We start from the raw sequence: 17,885 nt of genomic DNA, 5'->3' as shown, positions 1-17,885 counted from the left end.
CTGAACCAATTATGCAGGCCCGTTGGAGCCGATGCAGGGTTCTGCGCGGCGATCCGCTGTCATGGAATTGACATGCGGCCGACATGGCGGCGTCACGCGGCAATTTCACACTCGTGCCCAGGGGAAACGGTTCCCAGCCCATGGTTGGGGCCTCCAGCCGAACCCGTCCTGACACAAGGAGATGTTGCACCATGAATGAGCTGCCCACCTTGACGCCGCCCCTGTCCACCGAGATCGTTCCCCAGCGGCCGCTTCGCGGCACGGCTGCCATGCCCGGCGCCCTGCAGCCGGTGGCGGCGCGGGGGGCCATCGAGGTGGCATGGGCGCGGCATGAAGATGAGGTGCGCCAGGCGCAGCGGTTGCGGTTCGATGTGTTCGCGGCGGAGATGGGCGCTCGATTGACGACCCCCATCCCCGGCCACGACGTGGACCTGTTCGACGACTATTGCGAGCACCTGCTGGTGCGCGACGCCCAGAGCCAGCAAGTCATTGGGACTTACCGCGTGCTCACTCCCGCACAGGCCCGGCGCGTCGGCGGCACCTACAGCGACACCGAGTTCGACCTGACGCGGCTGCGCTCCCTGCGCCCGCGCATGGTGGAGCTGGGCCGCAGCTGCGTGCACCCCGACCACCGCCACGGCGGCGTGATCATGGCGTTGTGGAGCGCGCTGGCGGACTTCATGGTGCGCAACCAGCTCGACACGATGATCGGCTGCGCCAGCATCCCCATGCTGCACAACGGCGTCGTCAGCGGCGACGCGGCCGCGAGCATCTGGCAGCAGGTGCGCAAGACACATTTGGCCCCCATCGAATACCACGTGCTTCCCCGGCTGCCGCTGCCCGTCGAGCAGCTGGACGGCTCGATCACGGTGGAGCCCCCGGCGCTCATCAAGGGCTACCTGCGCTTGGGCGCGCGCGTGCTGGGCGCTCCAGCCTGGGACCCGGACTTCAACACCGCGGACCTGCCGATGCTGATGCGCCTGGCGGACCTGCACCCCCGCTACCGCAAGCATTTCCTGGGGGCCTGATGCGCACCGCGTTCGATGCCCTGGGCCCCTGGATGGAACCGTCCGTGGGCCACGAGGACATGGCCGACGACGCACATGCCTTCGCGGCGGGTCATCGCCGGTACCGCGCGGTCTTCATTTCGGATTTGCACCTGGGCACCCCGGGGTGCCAGGCTGTCGCGCTGCTGGACTTTCTCAAGCACCACCCCAGCGACCACCTCTACCTCGTGGGCGACATCGTCGACGGCTGGCAGCTGCGCCGCAAGTGGTTCTGGCCCCAGGCCCACAACGATGTCGTGCAAAAGCTCCTGCGGCGCGCGCGCAAGGGATGCCGGGTGGTCTTCGTGCCTGGCAACCATGACGAGTTTGCACGCGCCTTTGTCGGCCACTCGTTCGGCGGCATCGAAGTGCTGGCCGAGGCGGTGCACACCACGGCGGACGGCCGCAGCCTGTGGGTCACGCACGGAGACCACTTTGACGGAGTGATCCAGTGCGCCAAGTGGCTGGCCTACCTGGGGGACAACCTGTATGAGTTCACGCTGCGGCTCAACCGGCACCTCAACACCTTGCGCGCCCGCATGGGGCTGCCCTACTGGTCGCTGTCGGCCTACCTGAAGGGCAAGGTCAAGAAGGCGCTCAATTACGTGACCGACTTTGAAGTGGCCGTGGCCGCCGAGGCGCGCCGCAGGGGACATGACGGCGTGGTGTGCGGCCATATCCACCGCGCGGAGATGCGGGAGATCGGCGGAACCCTGTATTGCAATGACGGCGACTGGGTGGAAAGCCACACCGCGCTGGTCGAACACCTGGACGGCCGGCTGGAACTGCTCCAGTGGCCCGCTTCTCCCTTCGCCGACACATCGCGGACCGAGGCCGCCGTTGCCCTATGAAAATCGCCTTGCTGACGGATGCCTGGCTTCCCCAGGTCAACGGGGTCGTCACCACGCTGCTGGAGCTGGTGCGGGAGCTGGAAGCCGCCGGGCACGCGGTCCAGGTGCTGCATCCCGGCCAGTTCACAACGCGCCCGTGCCCTGGCTATGCAGGGATCGATCTGGCCGTGCGGCCCGCGCAGCGCGTGGCAGGGATGCTGGACGCGATGGAGCCCGACGCCATCCACCTGGCCACCGAAGGACCGCTGGGCTGGGCGGGGCGCCGCTACTGCCTGCGCAAGGGCCTGGCATTCACCACGGCATTCCATACCCGTTTCCCGGAAATACTGAACGCGGCCTTGCGGGTGCCGCTTGGATGGGGGTACGCGCTGTTCCGTCATTTCCATCGCCCGTCATCGGGCGTGATGGTGCCGACGCACGGCGTCCTGCAGATGCTGGAGCACCGGGGATTTCGCAACCTGCGCCTGTGGACCCATGGCGTTGACACGCAGGCTTTCGCGTTCCACGGCGCCACCACCCCCAGCCCGCTCATGGGGGCCCTGGCCCATCCCGTGGCCTTGTACGTGGGACGGATCTCGTACGAAAAGAACATCGAGGCCTTCCTCCGGCTGGACATGCCCGGCTCCAAGGTGGTGTGTGGTGTCGGCCCGCTGGAGGCGCGCCTGAAGGCCAGGTACCCGCAGGTCCGCTGGCTGGGCATCCTGGACCGCCCGGCACTGGCCCAGGTGTATGCGGCGGCGGATGTTTTTGTGTTTCCCAGCCGTTCTGAAACCTTCGGGCTGGTCATGCTCGAGGCCATGGCCTGCGGAACGCCGGTGGCCGCTTTCCCCGTGGACGGGCCGATGGAAGTGCTGGGTGCACATCCTGGCCAGCCGGCACGGGGGGGCGTGCTGCATGACGATTTGCTGACTGCAAGCCAGGAGGCGCTGGCGATTGCCCGCTCCGACGCCCGGGCGCGTGCGCTCGATTTCACATGGGCCCACGCCGCGCGGCTGTTCGAGCAGTACCTGGTTCCTGCCCGGACACAGGGCGTGGCGCGTGTGACTGTCACGGAGCCTGTCACATCTTTGTCATCTGGGCGTTAAATACTGCAGCCATCCTGCACTCGTCGCGCTTGCGTATCCATGTTGCCCTTGCCCCCCGATGACGCTGTTGCCCTGTCGTGTGACAGTCCCGATGCCACGCCGACGCCACGCGACGGCGGCGTGGGCCACGCACCGGCAGCCGCGCCCACTGCGGCGCCGCCCCACATGTTCCTGGACAGGGACCACAGCATCCTCGCGTTCAACGAACGGGTGTTCGACTGGGCCGTGAGAACGGATGTGCCGCTGCTGGAGCGGCTGCGCTACCTGTGCATCGTGTCGTCCAACCTGGACGAGTTTTTTGAAGTGCGTGCCGCGCCGCACATCACCGCGGCCCAGAAAGGCGAGACCCAGGGCCTTTATTCGACGGCATCCTTCGAAGCCGTGGCCGCCAAGGTGCACGGGCTGGTGGACCGGCAGTACACGCTGTACAACGAGTCCCTGGTGCCTGCGTTTGCCGCCCATGGCATCCGGATCGTGGGGCATGGGGAGCGTTCGCCCGCCCAGAAGCGCTGGGTCCACGAGTATTTCGTGGGCGAGGTGCGGCCGCTGCTGATCCCGGTGGGGCTGGACCCCGCGCACCCCTTTCCCCAGGTGGCCAACAAGTCCCTGAACTTCATCGTGCGCCTGAAGGGGCACGATGCATTCGGGCGAGAGAACGAGATCGCCATCGTCAAGGTTCCCAGGGCCCTGCCCAGGCTGATTCGCATGCCTGCCCGCGTGGCACCCTCGGAAGCGCTTTTCGTGAGCCTTTCCAGCATCGTGCGGGCACACTTGGACGAGCTCTTTCCGGGGCGCGAGGTGACGGAGTTCTCGCAATTCCGGGTGACGCGCCATTCCGACCTCGCGCTGGATGAGGAGGATGTGCGCAATCTGCGGACAGCCCTGCGCCAGGGCTTGCAGCACAGGCACTATGGGCAGGCCGTCCGGCTGGAAGTGTCCGCGGGATGTTCGCAATTTCTGTCCGACTTTTTGCTGGCGCAGTTTGCCTTGCCCCCCGCCGCCTTGTACCGGGTACCCGGGCCCGTGAACCTGGTGCGCCTGACCCAGCTGGTGGACCTGGTGGATGCACCCGCCCTGCTGTTTCCGACCTGGAATTCCGCCTGGCCACGGCAATTGCAGGCCGGAGTGTCCATCATGGAGCAGCTGCGCCAGCGCGACGTGCTCATCCACCAGCCGTTCGAGAGCTTCGACGGACTGCTCGCCTTCCTGCGCGAGGCCGTCAACGATCCCGACGTCCTCGTCATCAAGCAGACGATCTACCGCACCGGTGGCGATTCCGAACTCATGGACCTGCTGACCGAGGCCGTGCGCCGGGGCAAGGAGGTCATGGCGGTCGTGGAACTCAAGGCCCGCTTTGACGAGGAAGCCAACATCAACTGGGCGGAGGCGCTGGAGTCGATCGGCGCGCAGGTGGTGTATGGCGTGGTGGGGCTCAAGACACATGCCAAGATGCTGCTGGTCACGCGCAGGGAAGGGCGCCAGCTGCGGCGGTACGGGCATCTGTCCACCGGCAACTACAACGTGCGCACGGCACGGCTCTATACCGATCTGAGCTATCTCACTGCCGACGAGGAAACCACGGCGGACATGGACGGGGTGTTCAACCACCTCGCGAGCCAGAACCGCCCGCCCAAGCTGCGCAAGCTGATGCTGGCGCCGTTCCATCTGCACCGGCGCATGCTGGAGAAGATCGAGCAGGTGGGGCAGGCCGCGAGCCGGGGAGAGGATGCGCGCATCGTGGCCAAGATGAATGCCCTGACCGATGAAGCCTTGATGCGCGCGCTGATTCTGGCCGCCCAGCGCGGAGCGCGCATCGACCTCATCGTGCGCGGGGCCTGCATGCTCGCGGCCCAGGTGCCCGGGGTGACCGACAACATTCGGGTGCGCTCTGTGATCGGCCGCTTCCTCGAGCACACGCGGGTCTTCTACTTCCGCTGCGGCAGCGACGAGGACCTGTACCTTTCCAGTGCCGACTGGATGAACCGCAACATGATGCGGCGCGTGGAACTGGCCTGGCCCGTGACGGACCCGCGCCTGCGACAGCAGATCGTTGACGAGTGCCTGGTGGCCTACCTGCACGATGACCGGGACGCATGGACGCTGAATGCGCAGGGAGGCTATGACCGGGCACCCCGCCCCGAGGACGGAGTGGGCGCCCAGGACGCCCTGATGGTCCGCTACGGACCGGCCCCTTCCCCGGCGCAACTCGACCAAGGGACAGCATGATGGATCTCATCCTGTGGCGACATGCGGAGGCGGAAGAAGCCGCTGAGGGGGGTGATGACCTGGCGCGGGCCTTGACGCCGCGGGGCGAAAAGCAGGCAGCGCGCATGGCTGCATGGCTGGACCGGCAGCTGCCCGAGGGCCTGCGCGTGCTGGCCAGCCCCTCGCGGCGCACCGAGCAGACGGCCAGCGCCCTGGGGCGCAAGTTCAAGATGCGGGCCGAGCTGCTGCCGGGCGGGACGCCGCAGGAACTGCTGGACCTCGCACAGTGGCCGCGCGCCAAGGGCACGGTGCTGATCGTGGGCCACCAGCCCATGCTGGGGCAGACCATCGCCCAACTGATGGGACTGCAGGCTTCGGAATGCGCCGTGCGCAAGGGCTCGGTCTGGTGGCTGAGGCAGCGGCAGCGGCTGGACCAAAGCCAGACATTGCTGATCGCCGTTCAGTCGCCCGAGTTTGTTTGATGCCGGTTGCGCCAGGGGCCGTCCCCGGCGCAGACCGGCTCACTTGCGCGTGGCCTTGGCGGCGGTCCTGGCGGCCGGTGCGGCCGCGGCGACGGGGGCTGCGGCCGCTTGGGCCCTGGGGCGTCCCGTCTTGATGGAGGGCACGGCCTGCACTGCGGTGCGCAGTGCGCTGTCGGACATCGCCGCCAGCACCTTCAGGCCGGCGCGCAACAGCTCGCTCTTCTTCACGGGCTGCGCGAGCGCCGCAGAGCGCTGCTTCAGTGTCTCGATGACGGCGTATTCATCCTTCGGGATGGTAAAGCTGTCACGCACCAGCTTGGGCTTCTTGGCCTTGGTGTCCGGGGCAGCCTGCGGCGTGGGTGCTTTTGCTTTGGCGGGCTGGGGCGCGGCCGCAGCCTTCTTAGAGCTGGCCCCTTTCGCCTTGGGGGCGGCAGCAGCGGGCTTCGCGCCCGCTTTCCTGGCCTGCTTGGCGGGTGCCGCTGCCTTGGCGGGTGATTTGGCGGCCACCGCGGCAGAGGGCTTGGCAGGTTTTGCGGGCGCTGTGGCTGTGACTGCGGGGGCGGACGGGGCGGGTGGTGTGGCGCTGGTGGTGGTCATGATGAAGGCAGTGGGTCAATAAATAAACGGTATAAACAGTTTATATAGTTTATTGCCAATGCTCAGGGAAGGTCAACCACCAGTTCCCAGGGCGTCTTCTGCCAGGCCTGGACTTCCTCGCGAAGAAGGTGCGCAGACTGCGGAAAGGCCGCAGCCCAGCCGGGGCGGGCGCGCAGGAGAAAACGCGGCCCTTCGGCTTGCAATGAGAGGCCTGCCGTGTCCGGATCGCGGCGCGCATGGCACAGCGCCACGGACAGGCGCAGGCTCAGCAGCTGCAGCACGAAGACAGGATCTTGCAGGTCCGCGCCGAGCTTGCGCACCTTGCCGCGCTGTCCCTGCACCAGCACGCCCAGGCGATGCAGTTCGGGAACGGCAAACCCGGCGGCATCGGTGTTGTCCAGGATGTAGGCGCCGTGGCGGTGGTAGTCGCTGTGGGATATGCGGCAGCCGATCTCGTGCAGCCGCGCCGCCCAGTCAAGCTTGCGCGACGCTCGCTCGCTGTCGCCGGGCGTGGCCTGCTCGAACAGGGCACACGCGGTGCGCGCCACCCGTTCCGCGTGCTCCATGTCCACGCCAAACCGCTGCATGAGTCCATTGACGGTGGTGGTACGCAGGTCGGTGCCGGGTTGCTCTCTGTCCAGCAGGTCGTAGAGGGCGCCCTGGCGCAAGGCGCCCTGTGCCACCTGCATGTGCTCGATGTCCAGCAGGTCGAAGACGGCGCGCAGCACGCTGATTCCCCCGCCGATGACGGCGCGCCGCTCTTCCTTCAGCCCTTCCAGGCGCACGCGGTCGGCAGACTGGGCGCGCAGCAGGCGCTCGTGCAGCCAGCCCAGCCCGTCCCGCGTGATGAGGCCCTGCGGGCCGCCGGCGGCGGCCAGGATGTCACCCACGGCGCCCGCGGTGCCGGAGGAGCCGTAAGACACGTCCCAGGTCTCGGGGCGGAAGGTTTCCAGCGCTTCGTCCAGCACGGCCTTGGCCGCGATCTCGGCGGCCAGGAACGCCTGGGCCGTGAATTCGCCGTTGGCGAAGTAGCGCTGCGACCAGGCCACGCTGCCCACGCGGTACGAGGCCACGGAGTAGGGTGTGAACTGCTGGCCCAGGATGAGCTCCGTGGAACGCCCTCCGATGTCCACGACCAGGCGGCGCTCGTCGGATTGCGGCAGCAGGCGGGCCACCCCCTGGTAGATCAGCCGTGCTTCTTCCGGGCCCGACACCACATCGATCGGATAGCCCAGCACCTCGCTGCCGCGTGACAGGAACTCGTCCCGATTGCGTGCCTCGCGCAGCGTCTGGGTCGCCACGGCTCGGACCTGGGCACGGGGAAACCCCGCCAGCCGCTCCCCGAATCGTGCCAGGCAGGCCCAGCCACGCTCCATGGCGTCGCGCGTCAGATTGCGGTCTTCATCGAGGCCGTTGCCCTGGCGCACGGTTTCCTTGAGGTATTCCACCCGCTGGATATGTCCGAACTCATAGCGCCCGATTTCAAGGCGAAAACTATTGGAGCCGAGGTCGACCGCGGCGAGGCGTGTGCCGTTCTGCATGTATTTCTGGTGGGAGCTTCGTTCGGCATCGTACCGCGAGCGTCAGGTGCATCTGTGCGGCACCCGTCGTCTCGCTGATGGAGGCGGGTGCTGATCGCGAGCCGCCCAGTGTCCGTGGACCGTGTGACAGATTCATGACGGTGCGCGCGGCGCTGGATGACCGTGTGGCGGCTCTGTGCGACGGGGTGCCTTGTGTCACCGAATTGTCATCTTGGGGGCCTAGAGTTCGTGCTGTTCCTGTTAACCCTAGCCAAAAGGTACTGAATAATGAAACGCACATTTCTCAAAACCGTCGCTGTCGCACTGGCCACCATGGCTGTGGGCAGTGCCTTTGCGGCGGACATCACCGGTGCAGGCGCGACCTTTCCGTTCCCCATGTACGCCAAGTGGGCCGAGGCCTACAAGAAGGAAACGGGCACGGGCCTGAACTACCAGTCCATCGGATCTTCCGGCGGCATCCGCCAGATCCGCGCCAAGACCGTGGCTTTCGGCGCCACCGATGCGCCCGTGTCCGGCGCCGACCTGGACAAGGACGGCATGGTGCAGTTTCCCGCCATCATCGGCGGCACGGTGCCCGTGATCAACCTGGACGGCTTCAAGCCCGGCGAACTGCGCGTGACGGGCCCCGTGCTGGCGGACATCTTCCTGGGCAAGATCGCCAAGTGGAACGATGCCAAGCTCGCCGCGCTGAATCCTGGCAAGACCCTGCCCGACCAGAACATCACCGTGGTACACCGCGCGGATGGTTCGGGCACCACCTTCAACTGGACCGACTACCTGTCGGCGGTCAGCAAGGAGTGGGCTGATTCCGTGGGCAAGGGCGCGGCCGTGAAGTGGCCTGCCGCGTCGTCCGTGGGCGGCAAGGGCAACGAAGGCGTGGCCGCCAACGTGACCCGCGTGAAGGGCGCTGTCGGCTACGTGGAATACGCCTACGTCAAGAAGAACAACATGAACTTCCTGCAACTGCAGAATGCAGACGGCAAGTACGTGAGCCCTGACGACAAGACTTTTGCGGCCGCCGCCGCCAGCGCCGACTGGTTCAGCGTGCCGGGCATGGGCATCTCGATGGTCAACGCCAAGGGCGCGGACAGCTGGCCCGTCAGCACCGCTTCTTTCATCCTGATGTACAAGGACCCCGCCGACAAGGCGCAGTCGGCCGAAGTGTTGAAGTTCTTCGAGTGGGCGTTCAAGAACGGCAAGGGCATGGCCACGGAACTGGACTATGTTCCGCTGCCCGACAGCCTGACCGCCGAGATCCGCTCCAAGGTCTGGTCGCAGATCAAGAAGTAAGCCAGTTGCCCCAGAATACCCCCCATCGGCCGGCTGGTCTGGCTGATGGGTGCTGGTTTGTGGGGCCTCCAGAAGCCAGATGGGAGTCAACATGAGCGTGGGAACCACCATGAGTTCGCAACCTGTGTCCGTCAAGACGACGGATGCCCCCACAGAGTCCATGGTATCGATTGCCAGGCGGCAGCGCCTGCAGGACATCTTTTTCCATCGCCTGACCCAAAGCCTGTCGCTGCTGGTGCTCGCGGCGCTGCTGGGCATCATCGTTTCCCTTTTTGTCTACGCGTGGCCGACATTCCACAAGTTCGGAGTCCAGTTCATCTGGCGCGTGGAATGGGACATCATCAATGAAGAATTCGGTGCCGCGATTGCCATCGTCGGCACCCTGGCGAGCGCCGGCATCGCGCTGCTGATCGCGGTGCCCCTGGCTTTCGGCATCGCCCTTTTCCTCACGGAAACCTGCCCGGTCTGGCTGCGGCGCCCGCTGGGCACGGCGGTGGAGCTGCTGGCGGCCGTGCCTTCGATCATCTACGGCATGTTCGGCCTGTTCGTGTTCGCCCCGCTGTTTGCCGACTACTTCCAGATGCCGGTGCAGAAGCTGCTGGGCTCGATGCCGCTGGTGGGCTTCCTGTTTGGCGGCAGCACCAACGGTTTCGGCATCCTGGCCGCCGGCATCGTGCTGGCGTTCATGGTGCTGCCCTTCGTGGCGGCCGTGATGCGCGATGTGTTCGAGATCGTCCCGCCCATCCTGCGCGAGTCGGCCTACGGCCTGGGCTGCACGACCTGGGAGGTGGTGCGCCGCGTCGTGCTGCCCTACACGCAAAAGGGCGTGATCGGCGGCGTCATGCTGGGCCTGGGCCGCGCCCTGGGCGAGACCATGGCGGTGACCTTCGTGATCGGCAATGCCAACCGCATGCCCACTTCGCTGTTTTCGCCAGGGACGTCCATTGCCTCCACGCTGGCCAATGAATTTGGCGAGGCGGCGGATTTCCACCTCTCCACGCTGTTTGCCCTCGGTTTCCTGCTGTTCGTGATCACGTTCGTGGTCCTGTCGGCCGCCAAGATCATGATGCTGCGCGCCGAAAAGGCCAAGGGCCTCTGAGCCCGCGCCGCACTGCCCATGAACCTCCTTTGAGACAAGCTCCATGGAATTCAACCAACAACTCTACAAAAAGCGCCAGCGCTCCAACGCCGTCGGCCTGACCCTGTCCCTGGGCGCGATGGTGCTGGGCCTGTTCGTGCTGCTGTGGATACTGAGCGTGCTGCTGGCCAACGGCCTGGCCGCGCTGGACCTGAACATGTTCACCCAGTCCACGCCGGCACCGGGCTCCGAGGGCGGCGGCCTGGCCAACGCCATCGTCGGCAGCCTCATGATGGTGGGCTTCACCGTGCTGGTATCGACGCCGATCGGTGTTCTGGCGGGCGTGTACCTGGCGGAATACGGCGACCAGAGCAAGACGGCCGAACTCACCCGTTTCGTGACCGACATCATGCTGTCGGCCCCGTCCATCGTGCTCGGGCTCTTCGTCTACGCGATCGCCGTGGCCACGGTGGGCAACTTCTCGGGCTGGGCTGGCAGCCTGGCGCTGTCGCTGATCGCCGTGCCCGTGGTGGTGCGCACCACCGAGAACATGCTGCGCCTGGTGCCCGGCAGCCTGCGCGAAGCGGCCTTCGCGCTCGGCGCGCCGCGCTGGAAGGTGTCCACCATGGTCACCCTGCGCGCCGCGCGCAGCGGCGTGATGACCGGCCTGCTGCTGGCGGTGGCCCGCATCAGCGGCGAGACGGCGCCCCTGCTGTTCACCGCGCTCAACAACCAGTTCTTCAGCACCAACATGAGCGCCCCCATGGCCAACCTGCCGGTGGTGATCTTCCAGTTTGCCCTGAGCCCCTATGAGAACTGGGTGCGCCTGGCCTGGGGCGGTGCCTTGCTCATCACGCTGTCGGTGCTGATCCTCAACGTCGTGGCACGGGTCTTCCTGCGCGAGAAGAACCGCGTCTGACCCCACGCCAGCCCTCCCCATTGCAGATACAGACCGCCTCCATTTTCAGGAATTGACAATGAACGCCACCGCTACCGCCACCGCCAGCAAGAATGCGCTGGAACTGCGCAACCTGAGCTTCTTCTACGGCAAGTTCCAAGGGCTGCGCAATGTCAGCCTCAACATCGCGGAACACAAGGTCACCGCCTTCATCGGCCCTTCGGGCTGCGGCAAGTCCACCCTGCTGCGCACGCTCAACCGCATGTACAGCCTGTACCCGGGCCAGCGTGCGGAAGGCTCGATCAACTTCTACGGCCAGGACATCCTGGACCCCAAGCAGGACATCAACCTGCTGCGCGCGCGCATCGGCATGGTGTTCCAGAAGCCCACGCCGTTTCCCATGTCCATCTACGACAACATCGCATTCGGCGTGAAGCTCTACGAGACGCTGAGCAAGAGCGAGATGGACGACCGCGTGGAATGGGCTCTGTCCAAGGCCGCGCTGTGGACCGAGGTGAAGGACAAGCTGCACCAGAGCGGCCTGTCCCTGTCCGGCGGCCAGCAGCAGCGCCTGTGCATCGCGCGCAGCGTGGCCGTCAAGCCCTCGGTGCTCCTGCTCGACGAGCCCACCTCTGCGCTGGACCCGCTGTCCACCGCCAAGATCGAAGAGCTGATCGACGAGCTCAAGCACGACTACACCATCGCCATCGTGACGCACAACATGCAGCAGGCCGCCCGCTGCAGCGACTACACCGCCTACATGTACCTCGGCGAAATGATCGAGTTCGGTGCCACCGAACAGATCTTCTTCAAGCCCGAGCGCAAGGAAACCGAAGACTACATTACCGGCCGTTTCGGCTAAGGAGACAGCAGATGCCCGATAAACATCTTTCGTCCCAGTTCGACAGCGAACTCAACAGCGTGTCCGCCCGTGTCATGGAGATGGGGGGGCTGGTGGAATCGCAGATCCGGCAGGCGGTCTACGCGCTGTCCCAGTTCAGCTTGGAGGCCGTGGAGACCGTGGCCTCGATGGAGACCCGCATCAATGCGATGGAGGTCGAGATCGACCAGGAGCTCTCCTCCATCATCGCCCGCCGCCAGCCCACCGCGCGCGATTTGCGCCTGCTGCTGGCCTTCTCCAAGGCCACGGCCAACCTCGAGCGCATGGGCGACGAGGCCAACAAGATGGCGCGCATGGTGCGCTCCATCATCGAAGGCGGCGCCCCGCGTTCGCTGCCGTCGAGCGACCTGCGCGTGGCAGCCGAGCTGGCCTCGGGCCAGCTGCGCAAGACGCTGGACGCGTTCGCGCGGCTGGACGTCAAGGCGGCCGTGGCCATCCTCAAGGAGGACGACCTCATCGACAAGGAATTCGACGGCTTCGTGCGCAAGCTCATCACCTACATGATGGAAGACCCGCGCACCATCTCGCCCAGCCTGGACCTGTTGTTCCTGGCCAAGGCCATCGAGCGCATCGGTGACCATTCCAAGAACGTGGCCGAGCTGATCATCTATCTGGTCAAGGGCAAGGATGTGCGCCACACTGCCCTCGACGAGATCGAGTCGGCCGTGCTGTAAGAAAGGGCTTTGGCACACCTATGAGAAAGCTCCCACGCGTCCTCATCGTGGAGGACGAACCCGCGATTGCCGAGCTGATTGCCGTCAATCTGCGCCACAACGGATTCCAGCCCTTTTGGGCGGAAGACGGCGACTCCGCCCAGCGCGAGCTCGACGCCGTGCTGCCCGATGTCATCCTGCTGGACTGGATGCTGCCGGGCCAAAGCGGCCTGTCGCTGGCCCGCAAATGGCGTGCCGACAGCCGTACCAAGCCCATCCCCATCCTCATGCTCACCGCCCGTGGCGACGAGCCCGACAAGGTGGCGGGGCTGGATGCCGGTGCCGACGACTACATCACCAAGCCATTTTCCACGCAGGAGCTGCTGGCCCGCATCCGCGCGGTGCTGCGCCGCCGTGCGCCCGAGCAGGTCAGCGACAGCGTGACCATCGGCGAGCTGGTGCTGGATGCCGGCACCTACCGCGTGACCTTCCAGGGCCAGCCGCTCAAGGTGGGCCCCACCGAGTTCAAGCTGCTGCACTTCCTGATGAAACACGCCGAGCGCGTGCACAGCCGCTCGCAGCTGCTCGACAAGGTGTGGGGCGACCATGTGTTCATCGAGGAGCGCACGGTGGATGTGCATGTCAAGCGGCTGCGTGAAGCGCTGGGTGCCGCATCCGTCATGGTGGAAACCGTGCGCGGGGCAGGCTACCGGCTCACGGCCCAGCCGCAGGTGCAGTTGCAGGCGTGATGGCGCAGGCCTGATGTTTGGATGGGGTGCACGGGTTGCGCCCCTGGCGTTGATAAGAAGGCTGAGCTGACCGCATGCTGTGGCGTATTTCGTATTTCCTGCTCTGGCAGATGGCGGGTGGTGGCCTGGGATGGTGGCAGGGCGGCCCCTGGGGCGCGGCCCTGGGCGCAGCCTTGGCGGGCTGGGCCTGGTTTGTATGGGACCTGCTGCGCGGTGCCCGCGTGCTGCGCTGGCTGCGCACGGGCGACCTGGCGGAAGTGCCTGCCATGCGCGGCATCTGGGGCGAGGCGGCGGACCGCGCTCGGCGCCTTCTGCGCAGGCAGCAGGCGCAGATCCGCGACAGCCAGGACCGGCTGCAGGAAATCCTGGCGGCGCTGCAGGCCACGCCCAACGGCGTGGTCTTGCTGGATGCGCAGGGCCGGATCGAGTGGTGCAACCAGATGGCGGCCAACCAGTTTGGTTTCGATGCCCAGCGCGACGTGATGCAATCGATCGGCAACCTGGTGCGCGACCCCGAGTTCACGGCCTACTTCGCCGCCCAGGACTTCACCCACGATGTGGTGCTGGAAGGGCGCTTCAGCACGCCCTCGCGGCCCGTGCGCATCTCGGTGCACCTGCACCCCTACGGGGACGGGCGCACCTTGCTGCTGTCGCGCGATGTCACTGCGCTGGAGCAGGCCGAGGCCATGCGGCGCGACTTTGTCGCCAACGTGTCCCATGAGATCCGCACGCCCCTGACGGTGCTGGCCGGTTTCGTCGAAACCCTGCAGACTCTGCCGCTGAATGCCGATGAGCGGGCGCGCTATCTGGGCATGATGGCGCAGCAGGCGCTGCGCATGCAAAGCGTGGTGCAGGACCTGCTGACTCTGTCGCGCCTGGAGGGCAGCCCGCCGCCCGGCATGGCGGAGTGGACGCCCGTGCAGGCGCTGATGCAGCGGTGCGAGGAAGAGGGCCGCGCATTGTCCGCCCTGCTCACGCAGAACCAGCCGCGCCAGCATGTGATGGTTTTTCCGGCCGTGGACAGCCTGCGTGCCGAAGGCGATATCGCGGGCGTGCCCGCCGAGCTGCAGAGCGCGCTGTCCAACCTCATCAGCAACGCCGTGCGCTACACGCCCGCGGGCGGATCGATCACGGTGGCCTGGCAGCGCAAGGAGGACGGCCGTGCCGTCTTCTCGGTGCAGGACACGGGGCCGGGCATCGCGCCGGAACACCTGCCACGCCTGACGGAGCGCTTTTACCGCGTGGACCGCAGCCGTTCCCGCGAGACCGGCGGCACGGGCCTGGGACTGGCCATCGTCAAGCATGTGCTGCAGCGGCACGGCGCCACGCTGGACATCTCCAGCACCCTGGGCAAGGGCTCGGTGTTCGCGGTCACCTTCCCGGCGAACCGGTTGCGTGTTTTCTCGCTGCCGGATTGACCGCACGCCAGAGCATCGCCAGGAACAGCGCGGCCGTCGCGACCAGCGCCGCTGCGCTCGCGGCCCAGAAAGGCGTAGGCGATGGCTCAGCGGCCCACGGCCCCAGGCCACGATAGGCCAGCAGGTAGCCGCCCCCCAGGCCGGCGCCCCACAGCAGCACGCAATACACCACCAGCGGCGCCACCGTGATGCGGTAGCAGCGCAGCACGAAGACGCACAGTGTCTGCAGCGCATCGGCCGCGTGGTAGGCGGCCACCCACACCATGACCCCTCCCGTCAGGGCCACCACGCCGGTGTTGCCGGAGTACACGCCCCCAATCTGGTCTTTTGCTATTAATAATATAGCTGCCAGCGCAATACCGATAAGCGCTGAGAGCTTGAAACCTATGAAAACCACCTGGCGTGCCCGCGCAGGTTCGCCCGCCCCCAGCCAGTAGCTGACGCGGGCGCTGGTGGCGATCGCCAGCGACAGCGGCACCATGTAGAGCACGGCCGCCACATTGGCCGCAATCTGGTGGGCCGCCGACGCCGTGGTGCCCTGGCGCGCGATGAACAAGGCCATCAGCGTGAACGAGGTCACCTCGACCATGACCGCGAGCCCGGCCGGGATGCCCAGCCGGGCAAAGCCCGCGATAGTGGGCCAGTGAGGGGGTTCCATGCGGCGCCAGATGCGCAGGGGCCCATAGAGATCCTGGGTGCGCAGCAGCCAGACCGCCACCGCGAGCATGCTGCAGTTGACCACCAGCGTGGCCCAGGCGCATCCGACCACGCCCAGCGCGGGTAGCCCGCCGCCGCCGAAGGTGAACCAGACCGACAGGGGCAGCTTCACGAGCAGCGATCCCACCTGCAGCCAGGTCACCAGCTGGGGGCGGCCCAGGGCCTGGTTCAGGGTGCTGTAGATCCGAAAGAGCAGGGCGGGTGGCAGCGCCAGGGCCAGCACGGCCAGGTAGCTCTCCACCTCGGTGCGCAGGGCGGGGGGCACCTCGGTCCAGCGCAGCAGGGGCCCCGGCGACAGCAGGATGGCCATTCCCAGCAGCGATGCCGCCCCGCACAGGTACAGCGCCTGCCGCAGGGAGCGGCCCAGGGCGTCCGTCTGCCGGGCGCCGCGCTGCTCGGCCCATACCGGCAGCAGGGCCTGCAGAATCCCGATCAGCGCCACATACACGCTGATGAAGATGGCCGAACCCACTGACAGCGCGGCCAGCGAGGATTCCGCATGGCGCCCGGCAACGATGGTGTCCGTGACACCAAAGGCCATCACGGCCAGCTGCCCCGCCAGCACCGTCACCGCGTGGCGCGAGATGCCCGACAGTTCGGACATCAGCGCGCAGGCCCTGCGCGGCGAAACACCAGGAGGTGGTCGTTCTTGTCGGTGGGGCGGGGAATGGTGGCCCGGGCTTCCCAGCGCGCCGCGTTGACCATGCGCTCGGAAGGCGGCCAGGACGCGATGTCTGCCACCAGCCAGTCGCACTCGTCCTGCAGTCCCGCCCGCTGGAGCGAAAGGCCGCCGTGGTACTGCAGCGCCGCCACCTGGGCGCGGTTCAATCCCACGGTCTGCACGCAGCCCGGTGCCGGCCCGAGTGCCGCCATCACGCTGCGAACCTGGGGCCGGTAGCTGCGGGCGTAGTCCAGAAGCGGCAGCCACAGCGTCATGAGCAGCAGCCAGCCCAGCGCCGCGCCGCCGGCGGGCAGCACCAGGCTTTTCCAGATCGGGGCCCGGTCGCGCGAAGCGCGCCACCAGACCAGGCTGCACCAGCCCACGGTGGCCGCCAGGGCCACGACCAGGGCCAGCGCGGAGAACTCCGGCACGAAGCCGGGGGCCAGCTTGGCCACATTGGCGGCGGGCTTGGCGGGAAACCCGGTCTGCATGGCGATCCAGATGACCCAGATCGCCAACGCCGATACCGTGAAGAACAGCAGCGTGAACCAGTCGATCAGGGCGCCCACGCTGCGGCGCAGCGTGGGCAGCGCGAAGGCCGCCAGCGCGGCCATGGCGGGCAGGCCCAGCAGCAAGGCCCGGTCGGCGGGCTGGGTGGTGGCGGTGGCGGCGACGGATACCGCCACAAACCACAGCGGAAGCAGCAGGTGCCGGTGCCCCTGGCGGCTGACGATCTGCTTGCGCCAGCGCCACAGGGTCCACAGGGCCAGGGGCCAGGCGGGCCATCCAAACCACAGCAGCAGCCGTGCCAGGCTCTGCCACTCCTTGCCCCCGGAGCCGGAGCCCACGATCCGCCAGCGCCAGAGGTCCAGGCCCCAGGCCAGCAGCGCCGCCGCCAGCGTGACCGCCGCGAGGGCCAGCGCCCACCGCAGGCGGCGGTCAGAACCGCTGCCGGGCGCATACACCACCACCGCCATGCTGCCCAGCCCGAGCAGGGCCGCGAGCGCGGGAGCCCCGGCCAGCGTCAGGCCGGCCATGCCGGCGACAAGCGCCATGGCGGGCGCGACCGTGCGGTGCGGCATGGCAGCCACGGCGAAGAAGAGCAGCGCCGTGCAACTGAGCTGCGCCAGGTAGCTCGTCACCTCATGCGACAGCTGCGCCAGGCCCAGGCAGGCAATCAGGGCCAGCAGGCCGCCATCGGCGATGGCGCGGGCATAGTCGGGCGGGTTGGCTTCGCCGCCGAAGGCGAAGGCCACGGGCTGGGCCCCCGGGCTGCGCGCGAGGTAGTACACGGCATACCAGGTGGCGGTCAAGGTGATCGCCAGCAGGGCCGCGAACGGAAGGCGCACGGCCATCTCGGCGGACACCCACTGCGGCGCCAGCTGGATGGCCCACGCACCCAGCCAATACGGAAGCAGCCCCTCGGTTTCCGGAGGCATGCCCCCGAGCAAGGGGCTGAGCCACGGAGTGCGCCCCTGTGCCAGCTCCAGCATGTACCCAAATGCCGTGACATCCGCGCTCTTCCAAGGATCGCGCCCGATGAAGCCCGGCACGACGTAGGCGATGCACAGCAGCATCAGCGCCCAGCGTGGAAGGGGGCTGACGGCGTTCTGGGTGACGATGGCGGGGGTCGGTGGATTCACGCGTCAGGGGGCGGCAAAAGCGGAGCCACCGAGAATAAAGGCAAAAGCATAGAAAAAGGCAGCGCGGTTG

General features: G+C 67.1%; 16 protein-coding genes. 12 read left to right on the top strand and 4 right to left on the bottom strand.

Going from position 1 to position 17,885, the window contains the following annotated elements:
- Nucleotides 1-191: 191 nt before the first annotated feature.
- The 5 genes from ACAM51_RS03960 (at nt 192) to ACAM51_RS03940 (ending at nt 5,669) form a co-directional block, all read left to right on the top strand.
- Nucleotides 192-1,028: a GNAT family N-acetyltransferase gene (locus tag ACAM51_RS03960; RefSeq protein WP_218297669.1), complete on the top strand. Its 837-nt coding sequence runs from the start codon at nt 192-194 to the stop codon at nt 1,026-1,028.
- Complete coding sequence (locus tag ACAM51_RS03955) at nt 1,028-1,897, top strand: UDP-2,3-diacylglucosamine diphosphatase (RefSeq protein ID WP_218297668.1); 870 nt, start codon at nt 1,028-1,030, stop codon at nt 1,895-1,897. The genes ACAM51_RS03960 and ACAM51_RS03955 overlap by 1 nt, the downstream gene beginning before the upstream one ends.
- Nucleotides 1,894-2,982, top strand: a complete 1,089-nt coding sequence (locus ACAM51_RS03950) for a glycosyltransferase family 1 protein (RefSeq protein WP_218297667.1) — start codon at nt 1,894-1,896, stop codon at nt 2,980-2,982. The genes ACAM51_RS03955 and ACAM51_RS03950 overlap by 4 nt, the downstream gene beginning before the upstream one ends.
- Nucleotides 2,983-3,147: 165 nt before the next feature.
- Nucleotides 3,148-5,208 (top strand): polyphosphate kinase 1, encoded by a 2,061-nt coding sequence (ppk1, locus tag ACAM51_RS03945; protein WP_369643760.1) that lies wholly within the window; start codon nt 3,148-3,150, stop codon nt 5,206-5,208.
- Nucleotides 5,205-5,669, top strand: coding sequence for a histidine phosphatase family protein (locus tag ACAM51_RS03940; RefSeq protein WP_218297665.1), 465 nt, complete (start codon nt 5,205-5,207; stop codon nt 5,667-5,669). Before ppk1 ends, ACAM51_RS03940 begins: the two co-directional genes overlap by 4 nt.
- Nucleotides 5,670-5,708: 39 nt before the next feature.
- On the opposite strand, the gene ACAM51_RS03935 is transcribed toward ACAM51_RS03940, so the two are convergent.
- Both ACAM51_RS03935 and ACAM51_RS03930 read right to left on the bottom strand, forming a co-directional pair.
- The gene (locus ACAM51_RS03935) at nt 5,709-6,266 is read right to left on the bottom strand and encodes a hypothetical protein (RefSeq protein WP_218297664.1); all 558 of its coding nucleotides are present in this window, start codon (nt 6,264-6,266) and stop codon (nt 5,709-5,711) included.
- Between the two features lie 62 nt (nt 6,267-6,328).
- Nucleotides 6,329-7,807, bottom strand: a complete 1,479-nt coding sequence (locus ACAM51_RS03930) for a Ppx/GppA phosphatase family protein (RefSeq protein WP_218297663.1) — start codon at nt 7,805-7,807, stop codon at nt 6,329-6,331.
- Between the two features lie 267 nt (nt 7,808-8,074).
- Between ACAM51_RS03930 and pstS the strand changes: the two genes are divergently transcribed.
- The 7 genes from pstS (at nt 8,075) to phoR (ending at nt 14,794) form a co-directional block, all read left to right on the top strand.
- Nucleotides 8,075-9,097, top strand: a complete 1,023-nt coding sequence (gene pstS / locus ACAM51_RS03925; RefSeq protein WP_218297662.1) for a phosphate ABC transporter substrate-binding protein PstS — start codon at nt 8,075-8,077, stop codon at nt 9,095-9,097.
- Between the two features lie 79 nt (nt 9,098-9,176).
- Nucleotides 9,177-10,196 carry a phosphate ABC transporter permease subunit PstC gene (gene pstC / locus ACAM51_RS03920; RefSeq protein ID WP_218297661.1) on the top strand — a complete coding sequence of 340 codons (1,020 nt, stop codon included), beginning with the start codon at nt 9,177-9,179 and terminating at the stop codon, nt 10,194-10,196.
- 43 nt (nt 10,197-10,239) lie between these two features.
- A complete protein-coding gene (gene pstA, locus ACAM51_RS03915) occupies nt 10,240-11,094 on the top strand; it encodes a phosphate ABC transporter permease PstA (RefSeq protein ID WP_218297660.1) in 855 nt (284 codons plus the stop codon).
- 58 nt (nt 11,095-11,152) lie between these two features.
- Nucleotides 11,153-11,935, top strand: a complete 783-nt coding sequence (pstB, locus tag ACAM51_RS03910; RefSeq protein ID WP_218297659.1) for a phosphate ABC transporter ATP-binding protein PstB — start codon at nt 11,153-11,155, stop codon at nt 11,933-11,935.
- An 11-nt stretch (nt 11,936-11,946) separates the two neighbouring features.
- Entirely contained in the window at nt 11,947-12,648 is a 702-nt protein-coding gene (gene phoU, locus ACAM51_RS03905; RefSeq protein WP_010457902.1) for a phosphate signaling complex protein PhoU, read from the top strand.
- Between the two features lie 20 nt (nt 12,649-12,668).
- Nucleotides 12,669-13,376, top strand: a complete 708-nt coding sequence (gene phoB, locus ACAM51_RS03900; RefSeq protein WP_142146933.1) for a phosphate regulon transcriptional regulator PhoB — start codon at nt 12,669-12,671, stop codon at nt 13,374-13,376.
- Between the two features lie 74 nt (nt 13,377-13,450).
- The gene (gene phoR, locus ACAM51_RS03895) at nt 13,451-14,794 is read left to right on the top strand and encodes a phosphate regulon sensor histidine kinase PhoR (RefSeq protein ID WP_218341602.1); all 1,344 of its coding nucleotides are present in this window, start codon (nt 13,451-13,453) and stop codon (nt 14,792-14,794) included.
- On the opposite strand, the gene ACAM51_RS03890 is transcribed toward phoR, so the two are convergent.
- Together ACAM51_RS03890 and ACAM51_RS03885 are read right to left on the bottom strand one after the other, a co-directional pair.
- Nucleotides 14,748-16,115, bottom strand: coding sequence for an MATE family efflux transporter (locus ACAM51_RS03890; RefSeq protein ID WP_369642785.1), 1,368 nt, complete (start codon nt 16,113-16,115; stop codon nt 14,748-14,750). The genes phoR and ACAM51_RS03890 overlap by 47 nt on opposite strands.
- Nucleotides 16,115-17,815: a hypothetical protein gene (locus ACAM51_RS03885; protein ID WP_369642784.1), complete on the bottom strand. Its 1,701-nt coding sequence runs from the start codon at nt 17,813-17,815 to the stop codon at nt 16,115-16,117. Before ACAM51_RS03885 ends, ACAM51_RS03890 begins: the two co-directional genes overlap by 1 nt.
- Nucleotides 17,816-17,885 lie beyond the last annotated feature (70 nt).

Origin of the sequence: Acidovorax sp. A79 (assembly GCF_041154505.1) — a bacterium.
Taxonomy (GTDB): Bacteria; Pseudomonadota; Gammaproteobacteria; order Burkholderiales; family Burkholderiaceae_C; genus Acidovorax.
Note: the sequence above shows the minus strand (reverse complement) of the source record. Positions and strands in the feature narration are given on the sequence as shown.

Coding starts and splice junctions, on each gene's coding strand:
- ACAM51_RS03960 (WP_218297669.1), top strand. CDS start 192: ATGAATGAGCTGCCCACCTTGACGCCGCCCCTGTCCACCGAGATCGTT.
- ACAM51_RS03955 (WP_218297668.1), top strand. CDS start 1,028: ATGCGCACCGCGTTCGATGCCCTGGGCCCCTGGATGGAACCGTCCGTG.
- ACAM51_RS03950 (WP_218297667.1), top strand. CDS start 1,894: ATGAAAATCGCCTTGCTGACGGATGCCTGGCTTCCCCAGGTCAACGGG.
- ppk1 (WP_369643760.1), top strand. CDS start 3,148: ATGTTCCTGGACAGGGACCACAGCATCCTCGCGTTCAACGAACGGGTG.
- ACAM51_RS03940 (WP_218297665.1), top strand. CDS start 5,205: ATGATGGATCTCATCCTGTGGCGACATGCGGAGGCGGAAGAAGCCGCT.
- ACAM51_RS03935 (WP_218297664.1), bottom strand. CDS start 6,266: ATGACCACCACCAGCGCCACACCACCCGCCCCGTCCGCCCCCGCAGTC.
- ACAM51_RS03930 (WP_218297663.1), bottom strand. CDS start 7,807: ATGCAGAACGGCACACGCCTCGCCGCGGTCGACCTCGGCTCCAATAGT.
- pstS (WP_218297662.1), top strand. CDS start 8,075: ATGAAACGCACATTTCTCAAAACCGTCGCTGTCGCACTGGCCACCATG.
- pstC (WP_218297661.1), top strand. CDS start 9,177: ATGGGAGTCAACATGAGCGTGGGAACCACCATGAGTTCGCAACCTGTG.
- pstA (WP_218297660.1), top strand. CDS start 10,240: ATGGAATTCAACCAACAACTCTACAAAAAGCGCCAGCGCTCCAACGCC.
- pstB (WP_218297659.1), top strand. CDS start 11,153: ATGAACGCCACCGCTACCGCCACCGCCAGCAAGAATGCGCTGGAACTG.
- phoU (WP_010457902.1), top strand. CDS start 11,947: ATGCCCGATAAACATCTTTCGTCCCAGTTCGACAGCGAACTCAACAGC.
- phoB (WP_142146933.1), top strand. CDS start 12,669: ATGAGAAAGCTCCCACGCGTCCTCATCGTGGAGGACGAACCCGCGATT.
- phoR (WP_218341602.1), top strand. CDS start 13,451: ATGCTGTGGCGTATTTCGTATTTCCTGCTCTGGCAGATGGCGGGTGGT.
- ACAM51_RS03890 (WP_369642785.1), bottom strand. CDS start 16,115: ATGTCCGAACTGTCGGGCATCTCGCGCCACGCGGTGACGGTGCTGGCG.